We start from the raw sequence: 21,030 nt of genomic DNA, 5'->3' as shown, positions 1-21,030 counted from the left end.
AGTAATTTATCCATGTTTACCTAGGGGGATTTATGGACGATAAAAAATATCAGGTTTTTGTCAGCTCAACGTATGTTGATTTAATAGAAGCACGTAAAAAAATAATTGAAACAGTATTGAGTCTCTATCATTTTCCCGTTGGCATGGAAATGTTTAGTGCGGATGATTCCGAACAGTGGGATATTATTAAGGAAACGATTGACGCAAGCGATTATTATATAATTATTATTGGTCATAAATATGGCTCGATATCTGCGAAAGGAATTAGCTATACAGAGATGGAGTATGACTATGCGAAGTCGTTAAATATACCTGTGTTAGCTTTTATTCGTAATAGAGATGTACTAACCAAACCAAATGAGCGAGAAACCGATCATGCTAAAGCAGAAAGGTTGGAGGTATTCATTGAAAAGGCTAAAGCTAATAAAATGTGTGACTTTTGGGAATCAATTGAAGACTTGGCAACTAAAGTTGCAATCGCTCTACCCAAGGTTATGCGAAGAAATCCACGTATAGGATGGGTTAGAGGGGATCAGGCCACACCGAAAGAAGTATCCAACGAGTTGGCTGAGTTATCAACGGAAAACAGAAAGCTAAGGGAACGTTTGCGGGAATATGAAAGTAAGTTACTTTCAGAGCAGCCATTGTTAAAATTATCATCATTCCCTGAAGATTTAGTATTAAAGTTTTCTCACCTCCCCAATCCACAAGAACACATAAAACCTTTTAATATTTCTGATATTCCATCGAAATTGGAACAGTATATTTCAAGTGAGGACGTGGAAAGCTACAACAAAAAAATACCATCAAACAACAAGGTGGATGAATACAATAGAAAAGCTTCTATGCTTCATTACTATAATAATCACTCTATGTATGTTAAGCCTGTGTTAGAGAATCACGGGAGAAAGGTTGCAACTGATATTTTTATTGACATTACGCTTCCTGGTTTTATTGTTGCAGTTGACGAATATGATACTGAGAGATTTTCAACGGGAGTGCCGGAGTTAAATATACCGATGAGCCCAATTGAAATGGCAGAAAGAAAAATTAGAGCTAAAACTAGCATGGATATTCTGAGGGACAGGATTTTAAGTGGAGGGAGTTATTTGGGTGGCTCTTTCTCAGCTCCAAAATATGATCTTCCAGCCATTAATGGAATCATCAGTAGAGTGCAGCCGTTTAATAAAAGTGAATGGGTTGAGTGTAAAAAAAATAGAGTATTGCTTAGGTCAAAGAAATTAATCCAAAGCCGCTCTATCACCTTTGAGAAAATTATTCTTATTCCCATTGCTCCAGGGGAAGGAAACATTGAATTCAAAATTGTTTGTGAAGAATTAAAGGAACCTATTATTTATCAACAAAAAGTTACTGTTGAACTCGAAATTTAGCCATACGTTGTGTAGTCCCTCATAAAACTCCCGCAAATTGCCGCCGGCTCTCCCAGGCGGCATCCTTTCTTCTATGAATACTCTCGCATCTATCCAGGAACTAGCCCGCACTATACGCAACATGATTCGCACCGGTGTCATTGTCGAAACTGACCTTGATACCGGGCGCTGTCGCGTGCAGACGGGCGGAATTTTTACCGACTGGCTCCAGTGGTTAACCCATCGCGCCGGTCGTTCGCGGACGTGGTGGGCGCCCTCGGTCGGTGAGCAGGTGCTGCTACTGGCAATTGGTGGCGAGCTCGATACCGCTTTCGTGCTGCCGGGGATTTTCTCCGATGATAATCCCGCCCCGTCTGCCTCAGCGGATGCGTGGCATGTGGCTTTCCCTGACGGCGCGGTCATTGAGTATGAACCCGAGACCGGCGCGCTGACGGTCAGCGGCGTCAAAACGGCTGATGTGACAGCATCGGGCTCCATCACCGTCACTGTGCCAGTCGTGCTGGTGAAAGCAGTAACCCGCATCACCCTCGATACCCCCGAGGTCGTGTGTACCAACAAGCTGACCACCGGCACGCTTGAGGTGCAGAAAGGCGGCACCATGCGCGGCAATATTGAGCACACCGACGGGACATTTAAATCAAATGGCGTGCAGGTGGATGACCACGGTCACGGCGGCGTGCAAAAAGGCGGTAGCTGGACGGAGGGCACCAAATGACGGCGCGCTATCAGGGTATGAACCGCAATACCGGCCTTGCTATCAGTGACATTGAGCACATCAGCGAGAGCATGCGCGATATTCTGCTGACGCCGGTCGGCTCGCGGGTGATGCGTCGTGAATATGGCTCGCTTCTGTCGGTGCTGATTGATATGCCGCAAACCCCCGCGCTGAGGCTGCAAATCATGGTGGCGTGCTATTCGGCGATCCAGAAGTGGGAGCCACGCATACGCCTGACCGCCATCAGCTTTGAGACCGGCGAGGCTGGCGAAATGTATGTCGATATTACCGGGGCGCGAACCGATACCGGCGCGTCAGTTTCTACCACCCTTTCACTGAGTTAAATCACTATGGCAACTGTTGACCTGAGTCAGTTACCTGTCCCCGATGTGGTTGAGGTACTGGATTATGAAACCATCCTTGGGGAACGCATTGCGACGCTGATTTCACTTTATCCCGAAGACCAGCAGGAGGCCATCGCCCGGACGCTGACGCTTGAGTCAGAACCAATTGTTAAGCTGCTGCAGGAAAACGCCTACCGTGAGGTTATCTGGCGTCAGCGGGTGAACGAAGCCGCGCAGGCGGTAACGCTGGCGTATTCAACCGGTAACGACCTCGACGTCGTGGCCGGAAACAATAATACCGAGCGCCTCACCATCACACCGGCAGATGACACCACTATCCCGCCGACGCCTGCCGTTATGGAATCCGACACCGACCTGCGTCTGCGCACACAACAGGCTTTTGAAGGCTTGAGTGTGGCGGGTCCGGTCGGTGCCTATGAATATCACGGCCGCAGCGCCGACGGGCGGGTCGCTGACGTCTCGGTCGAAAGCCCGTCGCCAGCCTGCGTGACGATTACCGTGTTATCCCGCGAGGGCGACGGTACCGCCAGCGCTGAACTGCTGGCGATTGTTGATAAGGCGCTGAATGCTGAGGATGTTCGCCCGGTGGCCGACAGGGTGACCGTCCAGTCAGCGGAGATTGTGCCGTACCAGATTGACGCGACGCTCTACGTTTACCCCGGTCCCGAATCTGAGCCCATCAGGCAGGCATCAGAGCAGAAGCTGCAGAGCTACATCAGCGCGCAGCACCGTCTCGGGCGCGATATCCGGCTGTCAGCCATTTATGCCGCGCTGCATGTCGAAGGGGTGCAGCGTGTCGAACTGGCATCACCGCAGGCCGATATCGTGCTGAGTAAGTCGCAGGCGTCGAACTGTACCGAGCACCGGATAACTATCGGGGGCTCAGATGAGTGACCGGCTGTTACCCGTCGGCTCGTCGCCGCTGGAAGTTGCCGCCGCTGCCGCGCTCGCTGAGATTCAGCGCGTGCCGGTACCGTTGCGCACGTTATGGAACTGGCGCACCTGCCCGGTCAATCTGCTGCCTTATCTGGCGTGGGCGCTGTCGGTCGACCGGTGGGATGAGACGTGGCCGGAGGCGACAAAGCGCAGTGTTTGTGCCTCCTCGTTTTTTGTCCATCAGCACAAAGGCACCATCAGCGCATTGCGCCGGGTGGTTGAGCCTCTCGGCTATCTGATTGAGGTGCGCGAGTGGTGGAAGCTCAACGAGGAGCCAGGCACATTCCGCCTCGTTGTTGGTGTGCTCGATAGCGGTATCACTGAGGAAATGTATCAGGAGCTTGAGCGCCTGATTGAAGACGCCAAACCGGCAAGCCGCCACCTGACCGGGCTGGCTATCAGTCTGAGCTCAACCGGCGAGCTGTATGTTGGCGCGGCCTGCTATCACGGTGATGCGCTGACGGTTTACCCCTATTTGCCCGAAGAAATTATTGTCGGTGGCGGTGTTTATCCGGCCTCGGCTATTCATTTGATTGATAACCTGAGAGTGAACGCATGACAGCAAAATATTATGCCATTCTGACCAATCAGGGCGCGGCACGGCTGGCGAACGCGACCGCACTCGGCACTAAGCTGAACCTGACGCAAATGGCCGTGGGCGATGCCAACGGCAAATTACCGACGCCAGACCCGGCACAAACAGCGCTTATCAACCAGCAGCGCATCGCGCCGCTCAATATGCTGACCGTTGACCCGGCCAATGCCAGCCAGATTATCGCGGAACAAATTATTCCCGAAAATGAGGGCGGTTTCTGGATCCGCGAGATTGGTCTCTATGATGATGATGGCGTGTTGATTGCCGTGGCGAACTGCCCCGAAACCTACAAGCCGAAACTGGCAGAGGGGAGCGGCCGCACGCAGACCATTCGCATGATTCTGATTGTCTCCAGTACGACGGCCATCACGCTAAAAATCGACCCGTCGGTCGTGCTGGCAACCCGTCAGTATGTCGACGATAAAGCTATCGAGGTTAAGGGTTATGCCGATGAGCTGATGAAAAATCACCTTGCGGCGGCTAACCCGCATGCTCAGTATTTGCAGGCAAAAAATAACCTGTCAGAACTGACCGACAAATCAAAAGCGCGTGGCTCGCTGGGGTTAGGAAGCGCAGCGACAAAGGACGTCGGAACAGGCGCGGGTCAGGTGATTGGCGTCGGCGGATTTGGTCTGGGTGCTGAGAAAATCAGCACCACTACGATTGATTTTAAAACCCGTATTTTTCGCGCAGGTGAGTCTCTGCTTATCAAAATGGAGGGCAGTACCAACGTACCGACCGGACTGCCAACCGGGCCGGGTCAGTACATGTATGCGCATTGTCTGGGCGTCAGGGATAACAGCTATGGTTGCACGGTTGTTTTTGTTATGCACAACAATGCAGCACTCTCTTTTTTAGGTACCCGCTTTGATAACGTCAGCAGCGGCTGGATATTGATGCGGGTAGGTAATCAGGCAGAGTTGTCGAAATACCTCTCTTTAGCCGGTGGCGATATTACCGGTCGCCTCGGTGTCAGTGGTGTACTTGAGGTCGGTAAAACGGGAACGGAATCCCTTATCACTCTCGGTGCATCAACTGTGCTCAGAGATAACGCGAATAACGCACTGGTTATCAGCAGCGAGTCGGGGGCGGGAAGTAAGGCAGGAGTATTTTTACGCCCCATTGCCAGCACTGACAGCACCATGCAAATGCAGGGTAATGCTGATGGCTGGTTTACTGATAAGTTCACCCCAAAAATTCTCAAGGTACCCGGAAAGGATGCCATCATCAAAAGTGGGGCGTATTCCTATACCGAAGGAAGCCAGACATTCAATCAGGTTGATGGTCTGTTTATGCAGAGCGTCGGCGGCCAGTACGGAAATATCAGATTCACTGAAATGGTGGGCAAAAGGTCATATATCGGCTTTGAAATCAAAGGCGGCGATAAAACGGCATGGCTGGAGTTCCGACATAACGGGAGCTTTGTGATAAATGGCACTGACATTGCGCCTGTCGGCATTCCACAACCGTGGCCTTTGGCAACTGCACCTTTGGGGTGGCTTATCTGTAATGGTGCCATTTTTGACAAGGCAATGTATCCATTTTTGGCAGCAGCATATCCCTCCGGCAAATTACCTGACCTGCGCGGTGAATTTATTCGCGGGTGGGACAACGGACGCGGCGTGGATCCTGGTAGGTCTTTACTGGCATGGCAGGACGACATGATAAAAAAACATAGCCACACGCTAGGTACATATAAATCCGTTGACGCCGGAATCAAGATGCCAGTGACTGCCGGTGCTGAGCTTTCTAATTCCGGCGTGGGCGGCGCTATGTATACCGGTGAAGCTGGTAGCTCAGAAACCCGCCCACGCAACATTGCATTTAACTACATTGTGAGAGCAGCATAATGAACAAATACAACACTGATTTACCTACGGCAAAACTGAATAAAAGCGGCATTGCCACCATTGCCGGCTGGCTCACGGTGTACAACGTGGAGCCTCAGCAGCGCGAATTTCAGGCGGTGACGATGGAATATTTAGCCGCGGGTGTGGGCTTGCCTGCTTTCAGTTATGCCGATAAGCCAGCATTACCGGGTGATGGCTTTGCACTGGTGCGCAGCGCGGATGAAAAACAATGGGAAACTATTGCGGATTATCGCGGTTTAACGGCTTACAGCACTGAGACCGGGCAACCGGAAATCATCGCTTTTCTCGGCGAATTGCCGGATACGCTGACGTTACTGGCACCTGTCACGGCGTATGATAAATGGGACGGTAACCAGTGGGTGACCGACACGGCGGCGCAACATGCTGATGAAATTGCCGTCGCAGAACAGCAAAAGCAGGCTCTGCTTTCTGAGGCGCAGCAGCAAATCACCGGGTGGCAAACAGAGCTGCAGCTCGGCATCATCAGTGATGATGATAAGGCCAGCCTGATTCTCTGGATGAATTACATTAAGGATATTCAGGCGGTAAGCACCGAGGGTGCGCCGGATATCGAGTGGCCGGTCAAGCCGGAGTAATGCAAGGCGGGCTGATGCCCGTCTTTTTTATGCCCTTCTTTTGTACCATCAGCCAGCCATCGCCATTACATAGCCCGCCCCCACCACACAACAGAAAATATTACTCACCCACTAACCACGGAGTTACCCGGATGAGTGATTTTCACCACGGCGTGCAGGTGCTTGAAATTAACGACGGCACCCGCGTCATTTCCACCGTTGCGACCGCTGTCGTCGGTATGGTCTGCACGGCCAGCGATGCGGATAGCGCAACATTCCCCCTCAACGAGCCGGTGCTGATTACCAATGTGCAGAGTGCTATTGCGAAAGCCGGTAAACAAGGCACGCTGGCAACCTCACTGCAGGCCATCGCCGACCAGTCAAAACCCGTCACCGTCGTCGTGCGTGTTGCCGAAGGTACAGGAGAGGACGCCGAAGCGCAGACCATTTCAAACATCATCGGCGGCACGGATGAGAACGGTAAATACACCGGCATCAAGGCACTGTTAACCGCCGAGGCGGTCACCGGCGTCAAGCCACGTATTCTCGGCGTGCCGGGTCTCGATACGCAGGAAGTCGCAACCGCACTCGCCTCGGTGTGTATCAGCCTGCGTGCGTTTGGTTACGTCAGTGCATGGGGCTGTAAAACCCTTTCTGATGCCATCAAATACCGCGAAAATTTCAGTCAGCGCGAGCTGATGGTTATCTGGCCCGACTTCCTTGCGTGGGACACCACCACGAACGCCACCGCAACAGCCTACGCCACCGCGCGCGCACTCGGCCTGCGCGCCTATATCGACCAGACAATCGGCTGGCACAAAACCCTGTCTAACGTGGGCGTGCAGGGCGTCACCGGCATCAGTGCGTCTGTCTTCTGGGATTTGCAGGCATCCGGCACCGATGCAGACCTGCTCAACGAGGCCGGGGTCACGACACTGGTGCGCAAAGATGGTTTTCGCTTCTGGGGTAACCGCACCTGCTCTGATGACCCGCTTTTCCTGTTTGAGAACTACACCCGCACCGCGCAGGTACTGGCCGACACGATGGCCGAGGCGCACATGTGGGCGGTCGATAAACCCATCACTGCATCGCTTATCCGCGACATTGTTGACGGCATTAACGCCAAATTCCGTGAGCTGAAATCGAATGGCTACATCGTGGATGGTGAATGCTGGTTCGATGAGGAATCGAACGATAAAGAGAGCCTGAAAGGCGGGAAACTGTATATCGATTACGACTATACGCCGGTTCCCCCGCTGGAAAGCCTGACCCTGCGCCAGCGTATTACCGATAAATATCTGGTCAATCTGGCCGAATCGGTCAACAGCTAAGGAGCCTGAAACAACATGGCACTACCCCGCAAACTTAAATATCTGAACATGTTCAATGACGGCCTGAGCTACATGGGTGTTGTTGAATCCGTGACGCTGCCGAAGCTGACCCGCAAGCTCGAAAACTATCGCGGCGGCGGTATGAATGGTGCGGCTCCGATTGACCTCGGCCTCGATGACGATGCGCTCACCGTCGAGTGGTCTGTCGGTGGCCTGCCTGATGTGGCGCTCTTTGCGCAGTATGCCGCGCCGGGTGCCGATGCTGTGCCGCTGCGTTTTGCTGGCTCATACCAGCGTGACGACACCGGCGAGATCGTGGCCGTTGAGGTGGTCATGCGTGGCCGTCACAAAGAAATCGACGGCGGCGAGAATAAACAGGGTGAAAATACCTCGACCAAACTGTCGACCGTCTGCACCTACTACCGCCTCACAATTGATGGTAGCGACGTTATCGAAATCGACACCGTCAACATGGTCGAGAAGGTGAACGGCGTCGACCGTCTGGAACAGCACCGCCGCGCAATCGGGCTGTAATCTCCTGACCGGTCAGCACTGCTGGCCGGATATTAATCCCTTTCTGAGCAGAGAAAAACATCATGGCAAAAGCACCACGTAAAAAACCTGAATTTGTTGATACGGCTGGCAATGAAATTGACACCGATAACCCGAATGTCGTGACTCTTGATGAGCCAATCAAGCGCGCCGGTCAGACAATCCATAAGGTCACTCTGATTAAACCAACTGCCGGAACCCTGCGCGGTGTCAGTCTGGCGGCGCTGGCACAATCTGAGGTTGATGCACTGATTAAAGTGCTGCCACGCATGACCTATCCAGCCCTGACGACCCAGGAACTTAGCGCAATAAACGCACCAGATTTGATGCAACTCGCTGGCAAGGTGATTGGTTTTTTGTCACCGGCTTCGGTGGGATAGATTTTCCGCCCGACCTGTCGACCGATGACCTGATGGCGGATATCGCAGTGATTTTCCACTGGCCGCCATCAGAACTCTATTCCCTGAGCCTGACCGAGCTCATCACATGGCGCGAAAAGGCGCTACTGCGTAGCGGAAACCACAATGAGTAATAACCTGAGAATTGAGGTATTGCTGAAAGCGGTGGATCAGGCGACCCGACCGCTAAAATCTATCCAGACGGCAAGTAAAACCCTGTCGGGCGATATTCGCGATACACAAAAAGACCTGCGCACCCTGAACGCGCAGGCGTCGAAAATCGACGGCTTTCGCAAGGCCAGTGCGCAACTGGCCGTGACCAGTCAGTCACTTGAAAAAGCCAAACGCGAAGCCGGTGAGCTGGCCGTGCAGTTTAAAAACACGACTAATCCGACCCGCGCGCAGGCGCAGGCGCTCGAAGCGGCGAAACGCGCCGCCTCTGAGCTGCAGACGAAATACAACAGCCTGAGAACATCGGTACAGCGACAGCGCTCAGAGCTGATGCAGGCCGGTATCAATACCCGCACCCTGTCTGCTGATGAGCGTCGGCTCAAAACCTCCATTAGCGAAACGACGGCGCAGCTTAACCGCCAGCGTGAGGCACTGGCGCGCGTCAGTGCGCAGCAGGCAAAACTAAACCGGGTACAGGAGCGATATAAATCTGGTAAGGAGCTTGCCGGTAACATGGCCGCTGCAGGTGCTGCCGGGGTAGGTGTTGCCACGGCGGGAACGATGGCCGGGGTTAAATTGCTGATGCCGGGTTATGACTTTGCGCAGAATAATTCCGAGCTGCAGGCCGTACTCGGGGTCGACAAGCAGTCGCCAGAAATGCAGGCGTTACGCAAACAGGCGCGCCAGCTCGGCGACAACACTGCCGCCTCTGCCGATGATGCCGCCAGCGCGCAGATTATTATCGCAAAAGGTGGTGGTGATGCCGCAGCGATTCAGGCAACAACACCAGTCACTTTAAATATGGCGCTAGCTAACCGTCGCACAATGGAAGAAAACGCCGCGCTGTTGATGGGGATGCGCTCTGCGTTTCAGCTTTCAAATGACAAGGTTGCGCATATTGGTGACGTACTGTCTACGGTCATGAATAAAACCGCCGCCGACTTTGACGGTCTTAGCGACGCTTTGACATATGCCGCGCCGGTCGCCAAAAACGCCGGTGTCAGTATTGAAGAAACCGCCGCGATGGTAGGTGCTTTGCATGATGCCAAAATTACTGGCTCGATGGCCGGTACCGGAAGCCGGGCAGTATTAAGTCGCCTGCAGGCTCCCACTGGCAAGGCGTGGGATGCGCTCAAGGAGTTGGGAGTTAAAACATCGGACAACAAAGGCAATACGCGCCCGATATTTACCATCCTGAAAGAAATGCAGGCCAGTTTTAAGCGCAACAAGCTCGGAACCGCGCAGCAAGCCGAATACATGAAAACGATATTCGGCGAGGAAGCCAGCTCATCGGCTAATGTGTTGATGGCGGCAGCGGCAAACGGCAAGCTCGACCAGCTCACCGCCGCGCTGAAAGCATCAGACGGAAAAACCGAGGAACTGGTCAAGGTGATGCAGGATAACCTCGGCGGCGACTTTAAAGAATTCAAGTCTGCTTATGAGGCTGTCGGTACCGACCTTTTTGACCAGCAAGAGGGCTCACTGCGCAAACTCACTCAGACCTCCACAAAATATGTGTTAAAGCTCGACGGCTGGATCCAGAAAAACAAAGGGCTGGCGGAAACCATCGGCATTGTTGCCGGTGGCGCGCTGGCTCTTATTGGTGTCATCGGCGGCATTGGTCTCGTTGCGTGGCCGGTTGTCATGGGGATTAACGCCATCATTGCCGCCGCTGGCGTGATGGGTACCGCCTTGACTGTTGCCGGCAGTGCCATTGTGACCGCGCTCGGTGCAATCACCTGGCCGATTGTGGCCGTCGGCGCGGCGATTGTGGCCGGGGCGCTACTTATCCGTAAATATTGGGAGCCCATCAGCGCATTTTTCTCAGGAGTGATAGAGGGCATTATGAGTGCCTTTGCGCCAGTCCGGGAAATATTCGCTCCACTGGCACCTATTTTTGACGGCCTTGGAGAGAAACTGCGCGGCGTCTGGCAATGGTTTAAAGACCTGATTGCACCGGTCAAAGCTACTCAGGAGACGCTCGATAGTTGTAAAAATGCTGGCGTTATTTTCGGTCAGGCGCTGGCCTCAGCGCTGATGGCACCGCTGAACGTTTTCAATAAGCTACGCAGCGGTGTCGACTGGCTTCTCGAAAAGCTCGGCATCATCAACAAAGAATCGGACAGCCTCGACCAGACCGCCGCCAAAACCAACGCCACCACGCAGGGGAATTCCTACATACCGGCGACCAGCACCTATGGCGGATATCAGGCTTATCAGCCCGTTACCGCACCGGCGGGACGCTCTTACATCGACCAGAGCAAAAGCGAATACAACATTACTCTCCCGGGCGGTGTCGCGCCGGGGCATCAACTCGACCGCCAGCTACGCGACACGCTCGAACAAATTGAGCGTGAAAAACGTGCGCGTCAGCGCGCCAGCATGAGCCACGACTAAGGGAGGATTAAACGATGATGCTTGCTCTCGGCATGTTTGTATTTGAACGCCGCACCCTGCCTTATCAGTCGATGCAGCACTCGAAGGATTATCGCTGGGCGTCTAACGACCGGGTAGGCAAACCGCCTGCGTATCAGTTTCTCGGCGAGGGTGAAACCTCGATCCAACTTGCCGGCACGCTTTACCCCGCTATTACCGGCGGTCGTATTTCACTGCAGGCCGTCGAGTTGATGGCCGACGAGGGCAGAGCGTGGCCGCTGATTGAGGGAACCGGCAATATCCTCGGAATGTATATTGTCGACAAGGTATCAACCACACACGCCGAGTTTTTCAGCGATGGTGCGGCCAGAAAGATTGATTTCACGCTTTCACTGAAGCGGGTCGATGAGTCACTGACGGCAATGTTTGGCGACCTGAATAAACAGGCCGGTGAGCTTCTCGGCTCTGCCGGTAATCTGGCCGATAAGCTGCAGGGTACACTCGGAGGGCTGGCCGTATGATGACGGGCATGACCATTGATGCCGGTACCAGTCTCGCACCGGCATTTATGCTGACGCTGAATAGTCAGGACATTACCAGCAATTTTAGCGACCGACTGATATCTCTCACCATGACAGACAATAGGGGATTTGAGGCCGACCAGCTCGACATCGAGCTCGACGATACTGACGGCAAAGTCGAGTTACCCCTGCGCGGGGCGGTGCTGACGCTGTGGCTTGGCTGGGAGGGCTCGGCTTTGCTGAATAAAGGCGATTTCACGGTCGATGAGATTGAGCACCGAGGGGCGCCAGATACCCTGACCATCCGGGCGCGTAGCGCAGACTTTCGCGGAACGCTTAATTCACGGCGTGAGGAATCCTGGCACGATACCACCCTCGGCGAACTGGTCAGCATCATCGCAAAGCGTAACAAACTGACGGCCAGTGTCGCGGAGCCGCTGAAAAAAATCCCGGTACCGCATATCGACCAGTCGCAGGAATCCGACGCGGTATTTCTGACCAGACTGGCCGACCGCAACGGGGCGGCAGTGTCAGTAAAAGCGGGGAAATTGCTGTTTCTGAAAGCCGGTAGCGCGGTGACGGCCAGTGGTAAGGCCGTCCCACAAATGACGCTGACCCGCAGCGATGGTGACCGTCATCAGTTTGCCATTGCCGACCGTGGGGCATATACCGGCGTAACCGCGAAATGGTTGCACACCAAAGACCCGAAGCCGCAAAAGCAAAAAGTAACATTGAAGCGCAAGCCAAAAGAGAAGCACCTGCGCGCGCTGGAGCACCCGAAAGCAAAGCCGGTCAGCAAAAAGACAAAGGCCAAAAAAGAGCAGGAAGCCCGCGAGGGTGAGTATATGACCGGTGAGGCCGATAACGTGCTGGCGCTGACGACGGTCTACGCATCAAAAGCGCAGGCGATGCGAGCCGCTCAGGCTAAGTGGGATAAGCTGCAGCGAGGCGTTGCGGAGTTTTCAATTATGCTGGCGATAGGCCGTGCAGATCTTTACCCTGAGACGCCTGTGCGGGTTATGGGCTTTAAGCGCGTCATAGACGAGCAATCGTGGTTGATTAGTAAAGTGACTCATAGTCTCAATGGAAACGGCTACACGACGAGCTTGGAGCTTGAGGTTAGGCTATCCGACGTTGAATATGAATCCACCTAACAATAAAAATGCAACCCGCAACTTGCAAATGTAAAATTCAGGTTTATCATCTCCATCAAGATTTAATAATTTAAGGGGTGAATTATGATGCACTGTCCGTTATGTCAAAGTGCCGCCCATGCGCGCACCAGTCGCTACTTAAGTACGGAAACAAAGGAACGCTATCACCAGTGCCAAAACATTAATTGTGGTTGTACATTCATGACCCATGAAACTCTGGCACGATTTATCGTTAAGCCGGGTGAAGTAGATCCAGCCCCGCCGCATCCGACCCGAGTGCAACAACATCAACTATGGCTCTAACCTGCTCCGGCAGGTTTTTTATTGCCTGTGTAAAGTGGTCATTGTGGGCATCAAGCAATTCTGCGTGGACATTCCGTGGACACCAGTAATAAAAAAGGGGTTAGCATTACGCTAACCCCTTGTTTTATAACACGCTTTGGATGTGGCGTGATGCGATTATTAGTTAAGACGCTCTTTGATACGAGCAGACTTACCGGTACGCTCACGCAGGTAGTACAGTTTAGCTTTACGTACAGCACCACGACGTTTAACAGCAATGCTGTCAACTACCGGAGAGTGAGTCTGGAAGACACGCTCAACGCCTTCGCCGTTGGAAATTTTACGAACAGTGAATGCAGAGTGCAGACCGCGGTTACGAATAGCGATAACCACGCCCTCGAATGCCTGCAGACGTTTTTTGGAACCTTCAACAACCCATACTTTCACTTCCACGGTATCACCCGGACGGAAGGAAGGTACGTCCTGCTTCATCTGTTCTTGTTCAAGTTGCTTAATAATGTTGCTCATAATTTAATCTCTTATCCTGGGTAAACTGATATTGGGGGCTCACGCCTGCCCATCATGTTTATGCTGCTGTTGCGCGTGTTCGCTTTTGAACTGCGCCAGCAACTTTGCTTGCTCTTCAGTCAGAGCCAGGTTTTCCAGAAGTTCAGGTCTTCTAAGCCAGGTGCGGCCCAGCGACTGCTTCAGACGCCAGCGACGTATCTCAGCATGGTTCCCCGACAGCAATACTGGCGGTACTTCCATCTCTTCTAACACTTCAGGACGGGTATAGTGCGGGCAATCCAGCAACCCATCAGCAAAGGAATCTTCCGTTGCTGATGCTTCATGTCCCAGTACTCCCGGAATGAACCGGGAAATGGAGTCAATCAGCGTCATTGCCGGTAACTCACCACCGCTGAGAACGTAATCGCCGATTGACCATTCTTCGTCAATTTCGGTTTGGATTACGCGCTCGTCTATCCCTTCGTAGCGACCGCACACCAGAATCAGTTTCTGATTCGTTGCCAGTTCGCTGACGCCCGCTTGATCAAGCTTGCGTCCCTGAGGTGACAGATAAATCACCTTTGCGCCTTCACCTGCCGCGGCTTTTGCTGCATGAATGGCATCCCGTAAGGGTTGAACCATCATTAGCATCCCCGGTCCGCCGCCGTAAGGACGATCGTCCACGGTACGGTGCCGGTCATGAGCGAAGTCGCGAGGACTCCAGCTTTCGATGCTCAGCAGGCCATTTTTTACTGCCCGGCCAGTTACCCCGTAATCGGTAATTGCGCGGAACATTTCAGGAAACAGGCTAATTATGCCAATCCACATAGCGCCGTCTTTTACCGTTTATCCGGAGAATTTAAAAACCAGGATCCCAATCTACTTCGATAGTACGAGTAGCGAGATCGACTTTCTTGATAACCTGCCCATCGAGGAACGGAACCAACCGCTCCTTGATGCCAAATGCATCTTTCAGGTTTGCCTTGATGACGAGAACGTCATTCGACCCGGTTTCCATCATATCAATGACTTTACCCAGGCTATAGCCTTCGGTGGTAACTACCTGGCAGCCCATCAGGTCTTTCCAGTAATAGTCGCCCTCTTCCAGCGCCGGCAGCTGCGATGAATCCACGATAATTTCGCAATTAGTCAGGAGATTCGCCGCATCACGATCGTCAATGCCTTTCAGCTTGATGATGATGTCCTGATTGTGGTGGCGCCAGCTTTCCAGCTCAACAACCTGCCACTGACCCGCCTTCTGGATTAACCAGGGCTGATAGTCAAAAATGCTTTCAGCGTCTTCGGTGGAGGAAAACACTCTGAGCCAACCACGGATACCGTAGGAAGAACCCATTTTCCCCAATACAATCGGATCAACAGGTGCTTGTGCGGTGTGTTGCTTGCTCATCATGACCACCGTGACAGATTAAGCTGCTTTGTTAGCGGCTTTGATCAGCGCGGCAACGCGATCGGAAACAGTAGCGCCCTGGCCAACCCAGTGAGCGATACGATCCAGATCCAGGCGGGTGCCTTCTTCTTTCTCGGTAGCGATCGGGTTGAAGAAGCCAACGCGCTCGATGAAGCGACCGTTGCGTGCATTACGGCTGTCGGTGACAACAACCTGGTAGAACGGACGCTTTTTAGCGCCGTGACGTGCTAAACGAATAGTTACCATAACATCCTCTTGTGTGAATAAAACAACCGGGCCCCATCGAGGAACGGAGCCCGGTGTCATATTAAAAGCCCGAAAATTTTACTGATTTCTGTGCAAAAATCAATTCAAAACTACATACGCTAAATAATTCGAGTTGCAGGAAGGCGGCAAGTGAGTAAATCCCCGGGAGCGTACACAAGTACGTGACCGGGGTGAACGAACGCAGCCAACGCATCTGCGGCTTGAATTATGACGCGTATTAGCGGCCAGGGAAACCTGGCGGCATCATCCCTTTCATCCCACGCATCATCTTCATCATGCCGCCTTTCGACTTCATCTTCTTCATCATGCGCTGCATGTCGTCGAACTGCTTCAGCAGTCGGTTCACGTCCTGCACCTGCATCCCGCAACCGGCGGCGATACGGCGTTTACGCGAACCTTTAATGATTTCCGGCTTGGCGCGCTCTTTCATCGTCATCGAGTTGATGATCGCTTCCATACGCACCAGCACTTTGTCGTCCATCTGCGCTTTCACGTTATCGGGGATTTGCCCCATGCCCGGCAGTTTGCCCATCAGGCTGGCCATGCCGCCCATGTTTTTCATCTGGCGCAGTTGCTCAAGGAAGTCGGTCAGGTCGAAACCGTCGCCTTTCTTCAGCTTGGATGCCAGCTTCTCGGCCTGCGCGCGGTCAACTTTGCTCTCGATATCTTCGATAAGCGACAGCACGTCGCCCATGCCGAGAATACGAGAAGCGATACGGTCCGGGTGGAACGGCTCCAGCGCTTCGGTTTTCTCGCCGACGCCGAGGAATTTAATCGGCTTGCCGGTGATATGACGAATCGACAGCGCCGCACCGCCGCGGGCGTCGCCGTCTACTTTGGTCAGCACCACTCCGGTCAAAGGCAGCGCTTCGTTAAAAGCCTTCGCGGTATTCGCCGCATCCTGACCGGTCATCGCATCGACGACGAACAGCGTCTCAACCGGATTAATCGCGGCGTGGACCTGTTTGATTTCGTCCATCATCGCTTCATCGACGTGCAGACGACCGGCGGTATCCACCAGCAGCACGTCGTAGAATTTAAGCTTCGCTTCTTTCAGCGCCGCGTTGACGATATCAACCGGCTTCTGGCCCACGTCGGACGGGAAGAAATCCACGCCGACCTGCTCTGCCAGCGTTTCCAGCTGTTTAATCGCCGCCGGGCGGTATACGTCCGCGGAAACGACCAGCACTTTTTTCTTGTGCTTCTCGCGCAGGAATTTACCCAGCTTACCGACGCTGGTCGTTTTACCCGCACCCTGCAGGCCCGCCATCAGGACGACGGCCGGCGGCTGCGCGGCTAAATCCAGCGTCTGGTTTTCTTCGCCCATCGCAGCAACCAGCTCGTTGCGAACAATTTTGACGAACTCCTGACCTGGCGTCAGGCTTTTATTGACTTCATGGCCTACCGCGCTCTCTTTGACGCGGCTGATGAAATCACGCACCACCGGAAGCGCGACGTCGGCCTCCAGCAGCGCCATGCGCACTTCGCGCAGGGTGTCTTTAATGTTGTCTTCGGTAAGGCGTCCGCGGCCGCTAATGTTGCGCAGCGTACGCGACAAACGATCGGTTAAATTATCAAACATTGTCTCTCGCCTGAGGTGGAAACGGTCGGTCGCCGCAGCGACACAAAAATACGAATTTGGCGCAGTATAACACGACATAAACCTGAATGTGCTGCAACGGTTGGAGCAGACGTCGCGTGACGCTATACTGCTTCTCTTTCTTATTTAGTCAACAGTCGACGCTCCTATGCCTGTGTTTGCTCTACTTGCCCTTGTCGCCTACTCCATCAGCCTTGCGCTGATCATCCCTGGCTTGCTGCAAAAAAACAGCAGCTGGCGGCGGATGGCGATTCTCTCCGCGACGATAGCGCTGATTTGCCACGCCTTCGCGCTGGAGTCACGTATTTTCCCCGGCGGCGAAGGTGGGCAAAATCTCAGCTTACTTAACGTCGGCTCGCTGGTCAGCCTGATGATCTGTACGGTGATGACCATCGTCGCCTCGCGTAATCGCGGCTGGCTATTGCTGCCTATCGTATACGCCTTCGCGCTGATCAACCTCGCCTTCGCCACCTTCGTGCCTAACGAGTACATCACCCACCTCGAAACCACTCCTGGGATGTTGGTGCATATCGGCCTGTCGCTCTTTGCCTACGCCACGCTTATCATCGCCGCGCTGTACGCGCTGCAGCTGGCGTGGATTGACTACCAGCTGAAAAATAAAAAGCTGGCTTTCAGCAGCGAAATGCCGCCGCTGATGAGTATTGAGCGTAAAATGTTTCATATCACCCAGGTTGGCGTCGTGCTGCTGACCCTGACGCTATGCACCGGGTTGTTCTATATGCACAACCTGTTCAATACCGAAAATATTGATAAAGCAGTGCTGTCTATCGTGGCCTGGTTTGTCTATATCGTACTGCTGTGGGGGCACTACCACGAAGGCTGGCGCGGCCGCCGGGTGGTCTGGTTTAACGTCGCCGGAGCCGGGTTGCTGACCCTGGCTTATTTTGGCAGCCGCGTCCTTCAGCAGTTTGTTAGTTAAAGACTAAGGAGTCTCTCCTGGAACACATTTCTACCACCACGCTGATCGTCACGCTGATCATCATGGTGATTATCTCCGCCTATTTCTCCGGTTCCGAAACCGGCATGATGACGCTGAACCGCTATCGGCTGCGCCATATGGCGAAACAAGGCAACCGCCCGGCTAAGCGTGTGGAAAAGCTGCTGCGTAAGCCGGACCGCCTCATTAGCCTGGTGCTCATCGGCAACAACCTCGTCAATATTCTGGCCTCGGCGCTGGGGACCATCGTCGGCATGCGTCTGTACGGCGACGCTGGCGTGGCTATCGCCACCGGCGTGCTCACCTTTGTCGTGCTAGTGTTTGCCGAAGTCTTACCTAAAACCATTGCCGCCCTGTATCCGGAAAAGGTCGCCTACCCCAGCAGTTTCCTGTTGGCGCCGCTACAGGTACTGATGATGCCGCTGGTGTGGTTGTTGAACACCATTACCCGCGTACTGATGCGCATGATGGGTATTAAGACCGATCACGTCATTAGCGGCGCATTAAGCAAAGATGAACTGCGAACGATTGTGAATGAATCCCGTTCACAAATCTCACGGCGGAATCAGGACATGCTGCTGTCGGTCCTGGATCTGGAAAAGGTCAGCGTTAATGACATCATGGTGCCGCGCAATGAGATCGTCGGTATCGATATCAACGATGACTGGAAATCTATAGTCCGCCAGCTAACCCACTCGCCGCATGGCCGTATCGTGCTTTATCGTGATTCGCTGGACGATGCCATCAGCATGCTGCGCGTCCGTGAAGCCTATCGTCTGATGACGGAAAAGAAAGAGTTCACAAAAGAGATCATGTTACGAGCGGCAGATGAGATTTACTTTGTGCCAGAAGGTACGCCGCTCAGCACGCAATTGGTGAAATTCCAACGTAATAAAAAGAAAGTCGGTCTGGTGGTCGATGAATATGGTGATATTCAAGGACTGGTCACCGTTGAAGATATTCTTGAAGAGATCGTGGGAGACTTCACCACCTCGATGTCGCCGACCCTTGCCGAAGAAGTGACGCCGCTTAATGACGGCTCGGTAATTATTGACGGCGGCGCCAACGTGCGGGAAATCAACAAAGCGTTCAACTGGCACCTGCCGGAAGACGACGCGCGTACCGTTAACGGCATCATTCTGGAAGCGCTGGAGGAGATCCCGGTCCCTGGAACCCGCGTACGTATCGAACAGTATGATATCGATATTCTCGACGTACAGGACAATATGATTAAGCAGGTGAAGGTGATGCCGGTGAAATCATTACGCGAAAGCGTGGCGGAATAGCGCAGCCAGCAAAGAACAACGGCGAACTTCGGTTCGCCGTTTTTTTATTTAAAGCCAATAAAAACGGCCACCCGCAGGCAGCCGTTACTGGCGAACTAACGAATTACTTTGCTTTCGCGACGGTTACCATCGCGGCGCGAATAGTACGACCGTTCAGGGTATATCCCTTCTGCATAACACCCAGTACGTTACCGGCAGCCACATCGTCAGACTCGACCATGGCGATAGCCTGATGCACGTTAGGATCCAGCGGTACGTTGGTATCGGCAACCACTTCCACGCCAAACTTACGCACGACGTCCAGCATCGATTTCAGAGTCAGTTCGATCCCTTCAACCATCGGCGCCATATCCGGGTTAGCTTTATCAGCCACTTCCAGCGCGCGATCCAGGCTATCGATAACCGGCAGCAGTTCGTTGACGAACTTCTCCAGGGCGAATTTATGCGCTTTCTCGATATCCTGTTCGGTGCGACGACGCAGGTTGTCTTCTTCCGCTTTTGCGCGCAGCATCACATCACGTTCACGCTTTTGCGCTTCGGCCAGCTGTGCTTCCAGATTCGCAATTTTTTCATCGCGCGGATCCACCTGCTCAGCAGAAACCTCAGGCTCTACCGCCTCTACGTTGTCGTGCTGCTCCGTGATAATTTCTTCCGGGGCTTGCCCCTCAGGCGTTTTCTGTTCTTTACTACTCATGAATTTCTCCGCGTTTTTTTCGCATTCATCTCGCTAACTTCGCTTATTATGGGGATCAGTTTCCGGGATTCAAGGGAAGCAGACAGATTGTCATCATTCATTTAACCCAAGGACATCCAGATCATGAAGAACCATTTCAAGTGTATCGGCATTGTGGGACACCCTCGTCACCCAACCGCCCTGACCACACATGAAATGCTCTGGCGCTGGCTATGCGGCAAAGGCTATGAGGTGCTGGTCGAGCAGCAAATCGCCCATGAACTCCAGCTTAGCAATGTTAAAACCGGCACGCTGGCGGAAATCGGCCAGCAGGCGGATCTGGCGGTGGTGGTCGGCGGTGACGGCAATATGCTCGGCGCGGCGCGTACCCTGGCGCGCTATGACATCAACGTCATCGGCATTAACCGCGGCAATCTTGGTTTTCTTACCGACCTTGACCCGGATAACGCGCTCCAGCAGTTGGCCGACGTACTTGAAGGCCACTATATCGCCGAAAAACGTTTTCTGCTGGAAGCCCAGGTGTGCCAGCATGACTGCCAGAAGCGCATCAGCACGGCTATCAATGAAGTGGTGCTGCATCCGGGTAAAGTCGCGCACATGATTGAGTTCGAGGTCTATATCGATGAAGTGTTCGCCTTCTCCCAGCGCTCCGACGGCTTGATCATCTCCACGCCTACCGGTTCGACGGCCTATTCGCTCTCTGCGGGCGGCCCTATTCTCACGCCTTCTCTGGACGCCATCACCCTGGTACCGATGTTCCCGCATACGCTATCAGCACGACCGCTGGTGATTAACGGCGATAGTACCATTCGCCTGCGCTTCTCGCAGCGCTGCAACGATCTGGAAATCAGCTGCGACAGCCAGATTGCGCTGCCCATTCAGGATGGCGAAGATGTGCTCATCCGCCGTTGTGATTATCACCTCAATCTGATTCATCCAAAAGACTATAGCTATTTCAACACATTAAGCACCAAGCTTGGGTGGTCGAAAAAATTGTTCTGATTTTACAAGCTGCCTCTTTACTGGATAAAAAACCAGTCTATACTGTACGAAAAC

Annotated in this window: 23 protein-coding genes and 2 pseudogenes; 19 read left to right on the top strand and 6 right to left on the bottom strand. The window is 53.4% G+C overall.

The genetic code is table 11. The annotated features are described in order from the left end of the window. Positions 1–32: 32 nt before the first annotated feature. From KGA69_RS12220 to KGA69_RS12145, 16 genes and pseudogenes are all read left to right on the top strand, one after another. Positions 33–1,391: a DUF4062 domain-containing protein gene (locus KGA69_RS12220; protein ID WP_213292330.1), complete on the top strand. Its 1,359-nt coding sequence runs from the start codon at positions 33–35 to the stop codon at positions 1,389–1,391. A gap of 121 nt (positions 1,392–1,512) precedes the next feature. Further along, positions 1,513–2,106 carry a phage baseplate assembly protein V gene (locus KGA69_RS12215; protein ID WP_015370169.1) on the top strand — a complete coding sequence of 198 codons (594 nt, stop codon included), beginning with the start codon at positions 1,513–1,515 and terminating at the stop codon, positions 2,104–2,106. Continuing rightward, on the top strand, positions 2,103–2,450 hold the full coding sequence (locus KGA69_RS12210) for a GPW/gp25 family protein (RefSeq protein ID WP_213292329.1): 348 nt from the start codon (positions 2,103–2,105) through the stop codon (positions 2,448–2,450). Before KGA69_RS12215 ends, KGA69_RS12210 begins: the two co-directional genes overlap by 4 nt. Before the next feature lie 6 nt (positions 2,451–2,456). Next, positions 2,457–3,365: a baseplate assembly protein gene (locus tag KGA69_RS12205; RefSeq protein WP_059304575.1), complete on the top strand. Its 909-nt coding sequence runs from the start codon at positions 2,457–2,459 to the stop codon at positions 3,363–3,365. After that, positions 3,358–3,966: a phage tail protein I gene (locus tag KGA69_RS12200; protein ID WP_032723329.1), complete on the top strand. Its 609-nt coding sequence runs from the start codon at positions 3,358–3,360 to the stop codon at positions 3,964–3,966. The genes KGA69_RS12205 and KGA69_RS12200 overlap by 8 nt, the downstream gene beginning before the upstream one ends. Beyond that, a pseudogene (locus tag KGA69_RS12195) lies at positions 3,963–4,508 on the top strand (phage tail protein); the annotation flags it as partial. The gene KGA69_RS12200 and the pseudogene KGA69_RS12195, both read left to right, overlap by 4 nt. A 942-nt stretch (positions 4,509–5,450) precedes the next feature. Continuing rightward, positions 5,451–5,669, top strand: a pseudogene (locus KGA69_RS24320) (phage tail protein); the annotation flags it as partial. 182 nt (positions 5,670–5,851) lie between these two features. Next, the gene (locus KGA69_RS12185) at positions 5,852–6,469 is read left to right on the top strand and encodes a tail fiber assembly protein (protein ID WP_213292328.1); all 618 of its coding nucleotides are present in this window, start codon (positions 5,852–5,854) and stop codon (positions 6,467–6,469) included. A gap of 131 nt (positions 6,470–6,600) precedes the next feature. Next, positions 6,601–7,779, top strand: a complete 1,179-nt coding sequence (locus tag KGA69_RS12180; protein ID WP_047064826.1) for a phage tail sheath protein — start codon at positions 6,601–6,603, stop codon at positions 7,777–7,779. Positions 7,780–7,794: 15 nt separating this feature from the next. Continuing rightward, positions 7,795–8,313, top strand: a complete 519-nt coding sequence (locus KGA69_RS12175) for a phage major tail tube protein (protein WP_047064825.1) — start codon at positions 7,795–7,797, stop codon at positions 8,311–8,313. Between the two features lie 62 nt (positions 8,314–8,375). After that, positions 8,376–8,711 carry a phage tail assembly protein gene (locus KGA69_RS12170; protein WP_213292326.1) on the top strand — a complete coding sequence of 112 codons (336 nt, stop codon included), beginning with the start codon at positions 8,376–8,378 and terminating at the stop codon, positions 8,709–8,711. A gap of 32 nt (positions 8,712–8,743) precedes the next feature. Next, a complete protein-coding gene (locus tag KGA69_RS12165) occupies positions 8,744–8,863 on the top strand; it encodes a GpE family phage tail protein (protein WP_015370160.1) in 120 nt (39 codons plus the stop codon). After that, the gene (locus tag KGA69_RS12160; RefSeq protein ID WP_213292324.1) at positions 8,856–11,297 is read left to right on the top strand and encodes a phage tail tape measure protein; all 2,442 of its coding nucleotides are present in this window, start codon (positions 8,856–8,858) and stop codon (positions 11,295–11,297) included. Before KGA69_RS12165 ends, KGA69_RS12160 begins: the two co-directional genes overlap by 8 nt. A gap of 14 nt (positions 11,298–11,311) precedes the next feature. Next, complete coding sequence (locus KGA69_RS12155; protein WP_045367707.1) at positions 11,312–11,797, top strand: phage tail protein; 486 nt, start codon at positions 11,312–11,314, stop codon at positions 11,795–11,797. Next, positions 11,794–12,951, top strand: coding sequence for a phage late control D family protein (locus tag KGA69_RS12150; RefSeq protein WP_213292323.1), 1,158 nt, complete (start codon positions 11,794–11,796; stop codon positions 12,949–12,951). Before KGA69_RS12155 ends, KGA69_RS12150 begins: the two co-directional genes overlap by 4 nt. An 84-nt stretch (positions 12,952–13,035) precedes the next feature. Continuing rightward, positions 13,036–13,254 (top strand): DNA-binding transcriptional regulator, encoded by a 219-nt coding sequence (locus KGA69_RS12145; RefSeq protein ID WP_071647615.1) that lies wholly within the window; start codon positions 13,036–13,038, stop codon positions 13,252–13,254. A gap of 159 nt (positions 13,255–13,413) precedes the next feature. Here the strand turns inward: KGA69_RS12145 and rplS are convergent, their stop codons facing one another. From rplS to ffh, 5 genes are all read right to left on the bottom strand, one after another. After that, positions 13,414–13,761 (bottom strand): 50S ribosomal protein L19, encoded by a 348-nt coding sequence (rplS, locus tag KGA69_RS12140; RefSeq protein WP_002914145.1) that lies wholly within the window; start codon positions 13,759–13,761, stop codon positions 13,414–13,416. A gap of 39 nt (positions 13,762–13,800) precedes the next feature. Beyond that, positions 13,801–14,568 carry a tRNA (guanosine(37)-N1)-methyltransferase TrmD gene (gene trmD, locus KGA69_RS12135; RefSeq protein WP_045395103.1) on the bottom strand — a complete coding sequence of 256 codons (768 nt, stop codon included), beginning with the start codon at positions 14,566–14,568 and terminating at the stop codon, positions 13,801–13,803. A 31-nt stretch (positions 14,569–14,599) separates the two neighbouring features. Next, positions 14,600–15,148, bottom strand: a complete 549-nt coding sequence (gene rimM, locus KGA69_RS12130) for a ribosome maturation factor RimM (protein WP_015703198.1) — start codon at positions 15,146–15,148, stop codon at positions 14,600–14,602. A gap of 18 nt (positions 15,149–15,166) precedes the next feature. After that, entirely contained in the window at positions 15,167–15,415 is a 249-nt protein-coding gene (rpsP, locus tag KGA69_RS12125; protein WP_015370257.1) for a 30S ribosomal protein S16, read from the bottom strand. A gap of 238 nt (positions 15,416–15,653) precedes the next feature. Further along, positions 15,654–17,018, bottom strand: coding sequence for a signal recognition particle protein (gene ffh, locus KGA69_RS12120; protein WP_020078159.1), 1,365 nt, complete (start codon positions 17,016–17,018; stop codon positions 15,654–15,656). 166 nt (positions 17,019–17,184) lie between these two features. Between ffh and KGA69_RS12115 the strand changes: the two genes are divergently transcribed. Both KGA69_RS12115 and KGA69_RS12110 read left to right on the top strand, forming a co-directional pair. After that, positions 17,185–17,976 carry a cytochrome C assembly family protein gene (locus tag KGA69_RS12115; protein WP_015703199.1) on the top strand — a complete coding sequence of 264 codons (792 nt, stop codon included), beginning with the start codon at positions 17,185–17,187 and terminating at the stop codon, positions 17,974–17,976. A gap of 17 nt (positions 17,977–17,993) precedes the next feature. After that, entirely contained in the window at positions 17,994–19,280 is a 1,287-nt protein-coding gene (locus KGA69_RS12110) for an HlyC/CorC family transporter (protein ID WP_026612238.1), read from the top strand. Between the two features lie 103 nt (positions 19,281–19,383). Here KGA69_RS12110 and grpE read toward each other — a convergent pair whose 3' ends face one another. Next, on the bottom strand, positions 19,384–19,974 hold the full coding sequence (gene grpE / locus KGA69_RS12105) for a nucleotide exchange factor GrpE (protein WP_015370253.1): 591 nt from the start codon (positions 19,972–19,974) through the stop codon (positions 19,384–19,386). Between the two features lie 123 nt (positions 19,975–20,097). On the opposite strand from grpE, the gene nadK reads away from it, so the two are divergent. Next, the gene (nadK, locus tag KGA69_RS12100; RefSeq protein WP_015370252.1) at positions 20,098–20,976 is read left to right on the top strand and encodes an NAD(+) kinase; all 879 of its coding nucleotides are present in this window, start codon (positions 20,098–20,100) and stop codon (positions 20,974–20,976) included. The last annotated feature ends 54 nt before the right edge of the window (positions 20,977–21,030 follow it).

The organism is Klebsiella sp. A52, assembly GCF_018388785.1.
GTDB lineage: Bacteria > Pseudomonadota > Gammaproteobacteria > Enterobacterales > Enterobacteriaceae > Klebsiella > Klebsiella aerogenes.
This window is presented reverse-complemented; position numbering and strand designations above follow the sequence as displayed.